Annotated in this window: 10 protein-coding genes and 2 tRNA genes; 7 read left to right on the top strand and 5 right to left on the bottom strand. The window is 71.7% G+C overall.

The features are described 5' to 3' along the window. Window positions 1-187: 187 nt before the first annotated feature. The 4 genes from ACSIH6_RS16195 to ACSIH6_RS16210 all read left to right on the top strand — a co-directional run bounded on the left by ACSIH6_RS16195 (window position 188) and on the right by ACSIH6_RS16210 (window position 5,865). On the top strand, window positions 188-1,177 hold the full coding sequence (locus tag ACSIH6_RS16195) for a malate dehydrogenase (protein ID WP_435109129.1): 990 nt from the start codon (window positions 188-190) through the stop codon (window positions 1,175-1,177). A 146-nt stretch (window positions 1,178-1,323) separates the two neighbouring features. Then, on the top strand, window positions 1,324-3,816 hold the full coding sequence (locus tag ACSIH6_RS16200; protein WP_435109183.1) for a DEAD/DEAH box helicase: 2,493 nt from the start codon (window positions 1,324-1,326) through the stop codon (window positions 3,814-3,816). 414 nt (window positions 3,817-4,230) lie between these two features. Further along, window positions 4,231-5,442: an RNA-guided endonuclease InsQ/TnpB family protein gene (locus tag ACSIH6_RS16205; protein ID WP_435109130.1), complete on the top strand. Its 1,212-nt coding sequence runs from the start codon at window positions 4,231-4,233 to the stop codon at window positions 5,440-5,442. A gap of 78 nt (window positions 5,443-5,520) precedes the next feature. Next, a complete protein-coding gene (locus tag ACSIH6_RS16210) occupies window positions 5,521-5,865 on the top strand; it encodes a hypothetical protein (protein ID WP_150249968.1) in 345 nt (114 codons plus the stop codon). 27 nt (window positions 5,866-5,892) lie between these two features. Here the strand turns inward: ACSIH6_RS16210 and ACSIH6_RS16215 are convergent, their stop codons facing one another. Together ACSIH6_RS16215 and ACSIH6_RS16220 are read right to left on the bottom strand one after the other, a co-directional pair. Beyond that, window positions 5,893-6,363, bottom strand: a complete 471-nt coding sequence (locus tag ACSIH6_RS16215) for a cytidine/deoxycytidylate deaminase family protein (protein WP_435109131.1) — start codon at window positions 6,361-6,363, stop codon at window positions 5,893-5,895. Beyond that, window positions 6,360-7,064: a RibD family protein gene (locus ACSIH6_RS16220; RefSeq protein ID WP_435109132.1), complete on the bottom strand. Its 705-nt coding sequence runs from the start codon at window positions 7,062-7,064 to the stop codon at window positions 6,360-6,362. Before ACSIH6_RS16220 ends, ACSIH6_RS16215 begins: the two co-directional genes overlap by 4 nt. Window positions 7,065-7,610: 546 nt before the next feature. Between ACSIH6_RS16220 and ACSIH6_RS16225 the strand changes: the two genes are divergently transcribed. Next, a complete protein-coding gene (locus ACSIH6_RS16225; protein ID WP_435109133.1) occupies window positions 7,611-8,498 on the top strand; it encodes an SAM-dependent methyltransferase in 888 nt (295 codons plus the stop codon). 559 nt (window positions 8,499-9,057) lie between these two features. Here the strand turns inward: ACSIH6_RS16225 and ACSIH6_RS16230 are convergent. From ACSIH6_RS16230 to ACSIH6_RS16240, 3 genes are all read right to left on the bottom strand, one after another. After that, complete coding sequence (locus ACSIH6_RS16230; protein ID WP_435109134.1) at window positions 9,058-10,647, bottom strand: glucuronyl esterase domain-containing protein; 1,590 nt, start codon at window positions 10,645-10,647, stop codon at window positions 9,058-9,060. Window positions 10,648-11,189: 542 nt separating this feature from the next. Then, window positions 11,190-11,262: transfer RNA gene (locus ACSIH6_RS16235), tRNA-Asn, on the bottom strand. 181 nt (window positions 11,263-11,443) lie between these two features. Beyond that, a tRNA-Asn gene (locus ACSIH6_RS16240) sits at window positions 11,444-11,516 on the bottom strand. A gap of 155 nt (window positions 11,517-11,671) precedes the next feature. On the opposite strand from ACSIH6_RS16240, the gene ACSIH6_RS16245 reads away from it, so the two are divergent. Beyond that, window positions 11,672-12,013, top strand: a complete 342-nt coding sequence (locus ACSIH6_RS16245) for a hypothetical protein (RefSeq protein ID WP_013151819.1) — start codon at window positions 11,672-11,674, stop codon at window positions 12,011-12,013. Continuing rightward, entirely contained in the window at window positions 12,013-12,534 is a 522-nt protein-coding gene (locus ACSIH6_RS16250) for a hypothetical protein (protein WP_435109135.1), read from the top strand. The genes ACSIH6_RS16245 and ACSIH6_RS16250 overlap by 1 nt, the downstream gene beginning before the upstream one ends. The last annotated feature ends 4 nt before the right edge of the window (window positions 12,535-12,538 follow it).

The raw sequence follows: 12,538 nt of genomic DNA on the forward strand, positions 1-12,538 counted from the left end.
GGCCGCCCGCCCAGAGCGGCCCGAGAAGATGTACCGCGCACCTGGGTCACAGCACGCGGGAGCACGCGGTCTAGGGTGGTGAGGTGCGGCGCGCGCCTGGACGGCCCCCAGCGCCCGGCACCGAAGCCGCGTCGAACCCGTTGTGAGCATCGCGGGTCGCGAAACGTCGTCAGGGAGAGTTCACGTCATGTCCAAAGCACCCATCAACGTCACCGTCACCGGCGCCGCCGGCCAGATCGGCTACGCGCTGCTGTTCCGGATCGCCTCCGGCCAGCTGCTCGGCGCCGACACCCCGGTGAAGCTGCGCCTGCTGGAGATTCCGCAGGCCGTCAAGGCCGCCGAGGGCACGGCGATGGAGCTGGACGACTGCGCCTTCCCGCTGCTCCAGGGCATCGACATCTTCGACGACGCCACCCAGGCCTTCCAGGGCGCCAACGTCGCCCTGCTGGTCGGCGCCCGCCCGCGCGGCAAGGGAATGGAGCGCGGCGACCTGCTGGAGGCCAACGGCGGCATCTTCAAGCCCCAGGGCGAGGCGATCAACGCCGGTGCGGCCGACGACATCCGCGTGCTGGTGGTGGGCAACCCCGCCAACACCAACGCCCTCATCGCCCAGAGCCACGCCCCCGACGTCCCGGCCGAGCGCTTCACCGCGATGACCCGCCTGGACCACAACCGCGCGCTCACCCAGCTCGCCAAGAAGCTCGACGTGTCGATCAACGACATCAGGAAGCTCACGATCTGGGGCAACCACTCCGCCACGCAGTACCCGGACGTGTTCCACGCCGAGGTCAACGGCGCCAACGCGGCCAAGGCCGTCGGCGACCAGGCCTGGCTGGAGAACGACTTCATCCCGACCGTCGCCAAGCGCGGCGCCGCGATCATCGAGGCCCGGGGTGCCTCCTCGGCCGCCTCCGCCGCCAACGCCGCCATCGACCACGTCCACGACTGGGTCAACGGCACCCCCGAGGGCGACTGGACCTCCGCGGCCATCCCGTCCGACGGCTCCTACGGCGTGCCCGAGGGCATCATCTCCTCCTTCCCCGTCGTCTCGCGCGACGGCAGGTGGGAGATCGTGCAGGGTCTGGAGATCGACGACTTCTCCCGCGCCCGCATCGACGCCTCCGTCAAGGAGCTCGTCGAGGAGCGCGACACCGTCAGGCAGCTCGGCCTGATCTGACCGCCGCGACGCCGGTGACGCGACGGGCGCACCCCCGCACGGGGTGCGCCCGTCGCCGTTCCACGGTCCGGGGCGTTCCGCGCGGCGGCAACCGTCCCGAAGGGGGGCGGGAAGCAGGCAGTATAGAGACCGTGAGTCTCATCGATGTGCTTCCGGCCGAACCAGAACCCGACTCCCTCTTCGAGGCGTTCGCTTTGTGGGCCGAGGAGCGGGGCCTCACCCTCTACCCGCACCAGGAGGAGGCCCTCATCGAGGTCGTCTCCGGGTCCAACGTCATCCTCAACACCCCCACCGGTTCGGGCAAGAGCATGGTGGCCACGGGCGCGCTCTTCGCCGCGCTGGCCCGGAACGAGTGCGCGTTCTACACCGCGCCCATCAAGGCGCTGGTGTCGGAGAAGTTCTTCGACCTGTGCAAGATCTTCGGCACCGACAACGTGGGCATGATGACCGGCGACGCCAGCGTCAACGCCGACGCGCCCATCGTGTGCTGCACGGCGGAGGTCCTGGCCCAGATCGCCCTGGCCGAGGGCGCGGACGCCGACATCAACACCGTCGTCATGGACGAGTTCCACTTCTACGCCGAGCCCGACCGCGGGTGGGCGTGGCAGGTGCCGCTGCTGGAGATGCCGCAGGCGCAGTTCCTGCTGATGTCGGCCACCCTGGGCGACGTCAGCCGCTTCGAGGAGGACCTGGAGAAGCGCACCGGGCGCTCCACCGCCGTAGTCGCCTCGGCCGAGCGCCCCGTCCCCCTCTACTACGACTACCGGGTCACCCCGCTGCACGAGACGCTGGAGGAGCTGCTCGGCAGCGGCAACGCCCCCGTGTACATCGTGCACTTCACCCAGGCGCAGGCGGTCGAGCGCGCGCAGTCGCTGACCAGCATCAACATGTGCACCAAGGAGGAGAAGGCGGCGATCGCCGCGGAGATCGGCAACTTCCGCTTCACCACCAAGTTCGGCCGCAACCTGTCCCGGTACGTGCGGCACGGCATCGGCGTGCACCACGCGGGCATGCTGCCCAAGTACCGGCGCCTGGTCGAGCGCCTGGCGCAGTCGGGGCTACTCAAGGTCATCTGCGGCACCGACACCCTCGGCGTGGGCGTGAACGTGCCCATCCGCACGGTGCTGTTCACCGCGCTGAGCAAGTACGACGGGGTGCGCGTGCGCCGCCTGCGCGCCCGCGAGTTCCACCAGATCGCCGGGCGCGCGGGACGGCCCGGGTTCGACACCGTCGGCAACGTGGTGGCCCAGGCGCCCGAGCACGTCGTCGAGAACGAGAAGGCGCTGGCCAAGGTCGGCGACGACGCCAAGAAGCGGCGCAAGGTGGTGCGCAAGAAGGCCCCGGAGGGCTTCGTCTCCTGGGACGAGGCCACCTTCACCAAGCTCATCGAGGCCGACCCCGAGCCCCTGACCTCGCGGTTCAGGGTCAGCAACGCCATGCTGCTGAGCGTGATCGCCCGCCCGGGCGACTGCTTCCCGGCGATGAAGCACCTGCTCACCGAGAACCACGACGACCGCCCGAGGCAGCGCCGCCACATCAGCGAGGCCATCGCCATCTACCGGTCGCTGCTGGACGGCGGGATCGTGGAGGTGCTCCCCGAGCCCGACGCGCAGGGGCGCACCGCGCGGCTGACCGTGGACCTTCAGGCCGACTTCGCGCTCAACCAGCCGCTGTCCACGTTCGCGCTGGCCGCGCTGGAGCTGCTGGACAGGGAGTCGCCCACGTACCCGCTGGACGTGCTCAGCGTCGTGGAGTCCACCCTGGACGACCCGAGGCAGATCCTGGGCGCCCAACTCAACAAGGCCCGCGGCGAGGCCGTCCAGCAGATGAAGATGGACGGCATCGAGTACGACGAGCGCATGGAGCGGCTGGAGGAGGTCGACTACCCCAAGCCGCTGGAGGAACTGCTCGGCCACGCCTACGAGGTGTACCGGCGCGGCCACCCGTGGGTGGGCGACCATCCGCTCCGGCCCAAGACGGTGGCCCGGGACATGTACGAGCGGGCGATGACCTTCACCGAGTACGTGGGCTACTACGAGCTGGCTCGCTCGGAGGGACTCGTGCTGCGCTACCTGGCCAGCGCGTACAAGGCGCTCAACCAGACGGTGCCCGACGACGCCAAGACCGAGGAGCTGCGCGACCTCATCGAGTGGCTGGGCGAGCTGGTCCGCCAGGTGGACTCCAGTCTGCTGGACGAGTGGGAGCAGCTGACCAACCCCGAGGCGGAGGTGCCGCAGGACGCTGCCGCCGCCGAGGAGAAGGTGCGGCCCGTCACCACCAACGAGCGGGCGTTCCGGGTGCTGGTGCGCAACGAGATGTTCCGCCGCGTGGAGCTGGCCGCCCTGCGCCGCCACGGCGAACTCGGACGGATGGACGAGGACGGGGAGTGGGACGCCGAGGCCTGGGAGGAGGCCCTGGACGCCTACTTCGAGGAGCACGACGCGATCGGGACCGGCCCGGACGCGCGCGGCCCGGCGATGCTGCTCATCGAGCAGGAGCCGGAGCTGTGGCGGGTCCGCCAGATCTTCGCCGACCCGGCGGGCGACCACGACTGGGGCATCAGCGCCGAGGTGGACCTGGCCGCGTCCGACGTCGAGGGGCGCGCGGTGGTGCACGTGGCGGACGTGGACCGGCTGTAGGGCGGGCGGTACCGGCCGCGGCAGCGGCCGGTGACCGGTTGACGGGCGCGACCGGCTGACGCGGCGAACGCGGTCGGCCGCAGGCGCCGCTGGCCGCGCGGGAGGGCCGCTTCCGGGCACGCCCATGCCGCCCCAGGGGGAGGGCCCCCTGTACCAAGCAAACACTCCCGGACCCGGGCCGCGCCACAGCCGGATCCGGCCTGTGGACAACCCGGGTCGGGCTGCCTCCGGCGGGTAGAAAGGACGACACAGGGTCCGGCGCCGCCGGACCCGCTCCCCTGCCCGCCGACCCCTCCCGCTCCAGCGGTCGTGCGGACCTTCACCTGGCTTCCCGGAGGATGCCCCGGCCTTCAGACCAGGGAGGAATCCGGAACACGGCTTATTCATACAGTCAACCCCTGTAACTTTGGGTGCATGCGGACGGCGTACAAGTGCCGGGCCTACCCGGACCCCGAACAAGCGGCCCACCTGGGTCGCACGTTCGGATGCGTGCGCCTGGTGTGGAACAAGACCCTCGCCGAACGCCACACCGCCTACCACCAGCGGGGTGAAAAGACCTCGTACCAGCAGACCGACGCGGCGCTGACCCAGTGGAAGAAGACCGAAGACCTGGCGTTCTTGTCCGAGGTGTCCTCGGTCCCCTTGCAGCAGACCCTGCGCCACCAACACAGCGCGTTCGCGAATTTCTTCGCCCAACGCGCCCGCTACCCCCGGTTCAAGTCGCGCGACGCCCGCCAGTCGGCGCACTACACCCGCAGCGCGTTCCGTATCCGCGACGGACGACTGTGGTTGGCCAAGCAGGAAGCGCCGCTTCGCCTGGCCTGGTCCTTCGACGACGTCGACCTCGCCTTGCTCAACCCGACCACCGTCATCGTCTCCCGTGAGGCGGACGGGCGCTGGTACGCCACCTTCGCCGTGGACACCACCGACCCCGAACCCGCCCCGCACACCGGGCGCGAGATCGGCCTCGACCTGGGAGTGAAGGACTTCGCGGTCACCTCCGAGGGCGAGAAGATCGCCAACCCCCGCCACCTGGAGCGCAGGGCCAGGAGCCTGGCCCGCTACCAGCGGCGGATGGCCCGCAAGCGGCGCGGGTCGGCCAACCGGCGCAAGGCCAAGGCGAAGGTCGCCGCCGCCCACCGCAAGGTCCGCCACGCCCGGAACGATTTCCTGCACAAGACCACCACACGGCTGGTCCGTACAGCGGACCTGGTCGCGATCGAGGACCTCAACGTCGCGGGCATGGTCACCAACCGGCGTCTCGCACGCGCCATCTCCGACTGCGGGTGGGGTGAGTTCCGCCGCCAGTTGGAGTACAAGTGCGAGCGGGCCGGTCGCACCCTGGTGGTGATCGACCGGTGGTTCCCCTCCTCCAAGACCTGCTCGAAGTGCGGGTACCTGCTGGCCACACTCTCTTTGGGCACCCGGCACTGGACGTGCCCTGCCTGCCGCACCCGACACGATCGGGACGTCAACGCGGCCAAGAACACCCGTGCGGCTGGTCGAGCCGCAGCCCGGGACACAGTCTCGGGTGATGCCTGTGGAGCTGGTGTCAGACGGCAAGGGTCCTCCCTTCCGCAGTCGGCGACGAAACAGGAAACCGCTGTCGTGAGACAGCCCGCGTGAGCGGGACCGTCCCGTCAGGGACGGTCGGAATCCCCCTCCTTCAGGAAGGGGAGGAAGTCAAACACAGGAGGTTCGACCATGCCCCTTCCCCTGATCGCCTGGGCCGTCGCCGCGGGAGGCGCCGCGGCCGCCGCCTACGTCGCCCGCCGGATGTCCAGGGACGAGGAGTTCGCCGGAAGGGTCCGCGAGGTCGCCGGTTCCTTCGGCAGGTCGGTGTCGGCCAGCGACGAACTCGACGGGCTCCTGGAGATGGAGGAGCCCGTCGCCATGCGCCACCTCGACGCCAGGGCGCCCCGGATGAGCGCCCAGGAGTGGGACGACTTCTCCGGGGCGGTGCACGCCCGCGTCACCAACCCCTACGAGGACGAGGAGACCAAGGCCCGGACGCGCCGCCTGTACTCCTACGCGGGCAACCTCAGATGACGCGGCCGCCGTCCGCCGAGCTCCCGCTCAGTCCAGCAGGTGGGCGTTGACCTCGCGCACGCCCCCGGCCAGGTCGGGCCGCTCCACGACCGTCCGGCCCGCCGCGCGCAGGCGCTCGGCGCCGTCGCAGTCCACGAACACGGAGGGCTCGCGCCAGGCGAACACCACGCGCGCGACGGGCGTGGCCAGGATCAGGGCCGAGCAGGGCAACGGCCGGGAGGAGCGGGAGCTGCACGGTTCCAGGGACGAGTACAGGGTGGCGCCGGCCAGCCGGGGGTCGTCGGCGTCCACCTCCCGCAGGGCCGTCTCCTCGGCGTGGTCGTGCGGGTCGTCACGGCGCGAGTAGCCCTCGCCCAGGACGGTACCGTCGGCGGCGACCACTGCGCAGCCCACCGAGAACGCCGTGTCCGAGGGCGGGCAGGAGCGGGACAGCTCGACGGTGCGGTGCAGCCACCGGGCGTCGGACTCCCCCTCGGCGGGGGGCGGACCGGCGCTCACGCGTGCGCTCCCGAGCCCAGCCGGTAGCGCAGGACGGCCACGTCGCCCAGCGCCCTGGCCTCCACCAGCCGCATCGGCGCGTCGGGGGTCTGCGGGAAGACACCGGGCACGACGAAGCGCGGGGCGTCCTCCTGCCCCACCAGGAAGGGGGCCACCGCCAGCCGGAGCTCGTCGACCAGCCCCGAGGTGAGGAAGAGGGTGTGGATGTGCCCGCCGCCCTCGACCAGCAGGCGGGCGACGCCCCTGTCGGCCAGGTCGGCCAGCACGGCCCGGGCGGTGGGGGGGTCCCCGGCGTCCACGACCTCGGCGGGCGGATCGGCGGCGGGCCGGTCGGCCAGCGCGCGCCGGGCGGTGTCCACGCCCTCCCCGCCGGTGTAGACGACGGCGCCCGCGTCCCCGGTGGAGAAGAAGCGGGCGGCGGGGTCGACCTCTCCGCCGCGGGTGACCAGGGCCTTGAGCAGGTGCTCGGTGCGCCCGCGCTCCCGGCGGCGTTCGCGCAGCTCCGGGGAGCGCACCAGCAGCCGCGGGTTGTCGGCGCGCAGGGTGCCCGCGCCGACGAGGATGGCGTCGCACTCCGCCCGCAGTTCGTCGATCTCGGCGAAGTCGGCCTGGTTGGACAGGCGCAGCCGCTCGGGCCCGGTGTCGTCGATGCGTCCGTCGACCGACATGGCGCAGCTGAGGATGGTGTACGGGCGGTCCATGGTCCCAGGCTAGCCACAGCGCGGAGTCGGGCGGGTCGGTGTCCGGGAGAGTCAGCGTCCAAACGGTGCTTCGGTGTTTTCGGACCGCCACTCCGCCCTTCACCGGTTGCGCCGCATTCCCGGGCGCGGCGGGGAATTTTCGCAGGTGGCGACTACGGGCGCGGAATTTCCCTCCGATATGCGCGGGGAACGCTTTTCACCGTTCCCGCACGGGGAACGCGCCCGCGGGTCCGCCCCGGGGGCGGGACACAACCGCCCGTACCCACACGTCTCCCCTGTCACGCGCGCGTACTCGCGGAACCCGGGAAGCCCGTATCCACGGGCTTACGGCCTCCGGGACCCCGTCCCGATTCCTCTCATAATGGACATTAGGGGTATAGCACCTAGCCCGCCCAGGATCGCCCTTCGCCACACCCCGCAGTACTTCCCGGGCACCGCGAACACCGGTTTTTATGACCGGTGTCTGTGACTCGGTTAACAACACCGCTCACGCGGAATACAATCCAGTGGTCGACCACTCTTCCCACCTCAGACAAGAGGACGGCGATGTCTCGATTCACCTCTCCCGCTTTCCTGAGGCAGGCGGGGGGTAAACACCTCCGAGCCCACCCACCGCCCGCCGTCGACCTGACCCGGCCCAGCGTGGCGCGGCTGCACTCCTTCCACCTCAAGGGCAAGGACCACTTCGAGGCGGACCGGGACCTGGCCAGCCGCGCGGAGCGGGCCGCTCCGGGGTTCCAGGACCTCGTGCTGGGCGAGCGGGCCTTCCTCCAGCGCGCCGTCCGCCACCTGTGCGCGGACCTGGGCATCCGGCAGTTCATCCAGTTCGGCGCGGGCCTTCCCGCACCGGGCGATCCGCACGAGATCGCCCACGAGAGCGACCCCCGGGCCCGGGTCGTCTACGCCACAGACGACCCGGTGGTCCTGACCCACCACCTCGCCCTGCTCCGCGACCGGCGCACCACCACCGCGGTTCGCGCCTCGCTCACCCGTCCGGAAGAGCTCCTGAACAGCTCCGAGACCCGGAGCTTCCTCGACCTGGACGAGCCCGTCGGCCTGCTGCTCACCGGCGCCGTCACGCACACCTCCGACGCCGACCACCCGGCCGAGCACATCGCCGCCCTGCGCGACGCCCTGGCTCCCGGCAGCCACATGGTCCTCAGCCACTACTGTCGCCCCGACCCGGCCGTCTACCCCAAGGACGCGGCGCGGGCCGAGCAGCTGGACCAGGTGTTCGCCGAGCGCCTGCGGTCCGGCCGCTGGCGCTCCCGGCAGGCCATCCTCGACTTCTTCGAGGGCTGGCGCGTCACCGAGCCCGGCGTGATCGAGGTCCAGCGGTGGCGCACGCTACCCGTGGCCCCGCCCGTACCCGGCTGCTACCAGATGCCCCAGCGCAACCGCCGACTGCTCATCGGCGGCCTCGGCGGGATCTGAGGCGTTCCTCCTCCCCGCGTCGCAGCCGCCCCGGACCGGCAGCGGGCGAGGTCCGCCACCGCGCACACCCGGCCCCTCAGCCCAGGGGCCCCGACACCGAGCGGTCCCGTGTCCCGACCACGGGGACCGCCGGAGTGCTCCAGCGGCACCGAACCGCTGGCGCGGGTGGTGGATGTCCGGCCGGGAAGACCCGGCCGCCCCGTCACCGAGGATGGCTCCCGAGAGCACGGGGGCGGACCCGGTGCCGCTCCCCTCGCCGTTGAGCGGGCGCACGTCGCCCCCGGACCGTGGTCCCTCGACCGCGGTCCCGTCCCGTAGCCCATGCCGCCGTCCCACCGGAACAGGAAGCCGGTCGGACCGGGCCCGGCGCCCACACACGCGCCGTGACCGTGTCACGCGCTGCGATGGAAGGGTGCGCCCCCTACCAGTGCCCACGCGTGCCATGACCGCCGGGCGTCCCGTCGACACCGACCGACCAGGACCCTGCGCACGGGTCGTCCCCCACTCGTCCGCCGCTGGGTCCGCCCCGGCGGACGGAAGCCTGCCGGGGCGGAGTCTCTCAGGGGCTGGTGCAGCTGATACCGCTGGGTGCCGTGGAGGAGTCTCCGGTGGCGACGAAGCCGAAGGTGACGGTGCCGTCGGCCGCGATGGCGCCGTTCCAGGGGGTGTTGCGCACCGTGACGGTTCCACTGGTGCCGGTGTTCACCCCGTTCCAGAGGTTGCCCACGGACTGCCCCGGAGCCAGGGTCATACCGACGCTCCAGCCGTCGAGCGCGCTGGCGCCGTCGTTGCGGACCGACACCTCGCCCTGGAAACCGCCGGACCAGCTGTTGACCGTCCGGTAGCTGGCCGTGCAGGCGCCGTCCGTGCCGCCGTCGTCACCGCCACCGCCATCGCCGCCACCATCGTCGGTCAGGATCGGGGTCTGCCAGTCCCTCCACTCGGACAGGTCGCCGGACCTGCCGGGCGCGACCCGGAACACGCCGGGGGCCTCGCCCGTCCCGTGCAGGAACGTCTCGATGCTCTGCCGCAGCGGGGCACGCCACTCGGGCCTGGTGGCGCAGTGGGTGCCGTCCTGGACGTCGGACCAGTAGCTGATGTTGTCCTGGGCGCCGAGTGCCTGGTAGACCTGCGCTCCGCCCAGGGCCGCCACGCTCCCGGACCGGGCGCCCAGCCAGTCGATGTGGGGGTTCTCCATGACGAACAGTCCGCGCGGCGCGATCATGCCCAGGATCTGGTGCGTGTCCACCGGCAGCGTGCTCGGGTTGCCCGTGTGGGAACCGAAGGCGTCACCCAGCCACGGCTGCTCGCCGTAGGCGCTGCTCAGGGGCTGGGCTCCGCTCTCCTGGGCGACTCCGCGCAAGACGGGGACGCCGCCGGTGCCCGACTCGATGGGCATGGTCAGATCGATGCGCTGGTCGAACGCGCCCGCCACGAGGGCGCCCTTGCCGTAGCGCGAGCACCCGGTGACGCCGGTCGCGTCCGCCTGGAGGACGCTGCCGCCCGACTGCTCGACGACGTCGATGATGCGGCTCGCGCCCCAGGCCCAGGCCATGAGCAGTCCCGTGCCGCTGGAGGAGCCGTAGACGTCGTAGAACGCGCCCTGTTTGTTTCCTCGCGAGGTGCCCTCGGCCCCGACCGCGAAGGGGTCGTAACTGATGACGGCGGCGCCCGCGGCGTTGATGGTGGCCGTGTCCGCCCCGAACCCGCCGTAGACGATGACGGCCGGGAAGGGCCCAGGACCGCTCGGCAGATCCACCGACGCCGAGAAGCTGGTACTGCGGCCCTGGTCCGTCACGTTCACGGTGATGCCGGACGAGGTGACCGTGCCCGTGACGCTGTCGGGCGGTGCGGGTTTCTCCCCGTAGACGGAACTCTCCGCCAGTTCGTGGATCTCCGCCCGGCGGCACTCCCACTCCTCCCGGGTGGAGACGCGGGTGCCGTCCAGGCTGGTGAAGGGATCGGGAAGCAGGGGATCGGCGGCCGGGGGGCCGGGCTCGGGCACCGCGCAGTCGGCGCCGTTGTGCTCGGCGGCGGGTTGGACCTGCGCGGCGGCGCCGGTCGGCGGGACGAGGGTGGTGGCCAGGCTGGCCGCGGCCACGAGGGCCGTGGCCGCCCACACCCGGGATCGGTGGCGGTGGAAGCGCATGAGGACCTCCGGAGGGAGGGCGCGCGGTCGGCCGGAACGGTCCCTGCCGGATGGCGTCGGGTCGCGTACCCGCCGGTGCGCGCCAGACGGGGGGTTGTGCCGGTCCGGCCCGACGGGGGCGCCGCCGCGCGTGCGGCGGCCGGGAGCAGCATGCGGACTTGCCGGTGGGGAGTGGGGGTCGCGGGCCGGAACCAGCAGTGCGAGCCTCCATGGTAGGAAGAGCTTTCGGCTGTTTTCCAGTGGAGTAACGGAACTTTTCCGGAATACTTTCGGAAGTGGGGCACGCAGGCGCGAACGCATGAGACAGCCGGGACAGCTGGAACTCCGGACACCTGGGGACCGCAAGTGCGAGCGTGCGAGGCAGCCGGGACGGGTGGGGCCTTGGGGAATTCAGGGCCGCGAGCGCACGGAGACAACCAACCCGAGGAAGAGCCGGGGAATCCGCCCTCGGAAGCCGTCAGGGACCTCTTCTGCGGAGAAGCGGACCGGACACGACGAGACAGGGCCCCTCCCCTGGTGGGGGAAGGACCCTGTCCTTGCTGCTCCCGCGATTGGACTCGAACCAATAACCTGCCGGTTAACAGCCGGCTGCTCTGCCGATTGAGCTACGCGGGATCGCACTGGTCCCCAAGCCCCGGGGGCTCGGCGACATCCCTCAGCCTAGCGCCTTCCGGAGGGTGCTCGCGACGGGTTTTCGCCTCCCGCACCGGCTCCGACCACCCGACCAGCCGCTCGCCCGGCCAGCCGCCCGAAAGGCCGAGGGCCCGCCGGATGCTTCCGACGGGCCCTCATGGTGCTCCCGCGATTGGACTCGAACCAATAACCTGCCGGTTAACAGCCGGCTGCTCTGCCGATTGAGCTACGCGGGATGGCATCCGCCCCACGGCCGGGCCGTGGCGACACATCAAGCGTAGCGTCCCCGCGGAGTGCTCGTGACCGGTGTCGGCATGTGTGGCGGAGTCGCGACGGGGTAACGTCGAGCACGGATCACGCCGATCGTCTCCAAAGGGTGAAGAGGTAGACCATGCGTTACCGGATCACGTTCGCCGCCGGACTCGCCATCGGTTACGTCCTGGGAGCACGGGCGGGCAGGGCCCGCTACGAGCAGCTCGCGCGCACCGCGCGCAAGGTGGCCGACAGCCCGGTCGTCCAGGAGGTCGCCGGCCTCGTCGGCGCCCAGGTCAGCAATGCGGGCCGCACCGTCTACGACAAGGCCGTGGACAAGATGCCGGTCACGTCCGTGCGCGACTTCCTCGCGCGGCCCACCGACGAGGAGATCGAACTCGTCGAGTGGGAGAGCCACAGGTCCAACGGCACCCAGCCTCCGGAGGAGAACGGCTCCCCCGGCAACGGCGGGAACCGCTAGTGGCCCTGTTCTCCAGGGGTGTACCCGCGGCGCTGCGCGCCCGGCTGGAGCGGGGCGAGCGCGTGCTGGCCCACGCGCCCGTCGCCTCCCCGGCCGGGGAGGCGGCGCCCGTCCTGGCCGCCACCACGCGGGCCCTGCACCTGCCCGACGGGCGCGCGGTGCCCTGGCAGGACATCGACCAGGCCAGCTGGAGCCCCGACACCTTCACCTTCCTGGAGGAGGGCACGGGCGAGCACACGGTGCGGCTGCGCTCGGACCCAGGCTCCGACGGCGTGGACTACCGCCGCCTGGCCGAGACCGTCTCCGAGCGGGTCACCGCGACCATCCTGGTCAACCGCTTCGTGCCCTTCCCCGGCACGGACTCCTCCACGGGCTTTCGCCTGGTGGCGCGGCGGCCGCCCGGTGGCGCCGACGTGGTCTGGCGCATCCACCTGGGCGAGGGGGTGGACCAGCGGGACCCGCGCCTGCCCGAAGCCGTCTCCCGCGCCCTGGACGCCCTCCACGACCAGATGGGCGTGTGAGCCG

It is taken from the genome of Nocardiopsis synnemataformans, from assembly GCF_965343085.1.
GTDB classification, from domain to species: Bacteria; Actinomycetota; Actinomycetes; order Streptosporangiales; family Streptosporangiaceae; genus Nocardiopsis; species Nocardiopsis alborubida.

Bases quoted from the DNA above. Each gene is read 5' to 3' on its own strand.
- ACSIH6_RS16205 (WP_435109130.1), top strand. From the start codon at position 4,231: ATGCGGACGGCGTACAAGTGCCGGGCCTACCCGGACCCCGAACAAGCG.
- ACSIH6_RS16230 (WP_435109134.1), bottom strand. From the start codon at position 10,647: ATGCGCTTCCACCGCCACCGATCCCGGGTGTGGGCGGCCACGGCCCTC.
- ACSIH6_RS16225 (WP_435109133.1), top strand. From the start codon at position 7,611: ATGTCTCGATTCACCTCTCCCGCTTTCCTGAGGCAGGCGGGGGGTAAA.
- ACSIH6_RS16245 (WP_013151819.1), top strand. From the start codon at position 11,672: ATGCGTTACCGGATCACGTTCGCCGCCGGACTCGCCATCGGTTACGTC.
- ACSIH6_RS16195 (WP_435109129.1), top strand. From the start codon at position 188: ATGTCCAAAGCACCCATCAACGTCACCGTCACCGGCGCCGCCGGCCAG.
- ACSIH6_RS16220 (WP_435109132.1), bottom strand. From the start codon at position 7,064: ATGGACCGCCCGTACACCATCCTCAGCTGCGCCATGTCGGTCGACGGA.
- ACSIH6_RS16210 (WP_150249968.1), top strand. From the start codon at position 5,521: ATGCCCCTTCCCCTGATCGCCTGGGCCGTCGCCGCGGGAGGCGCCGCG.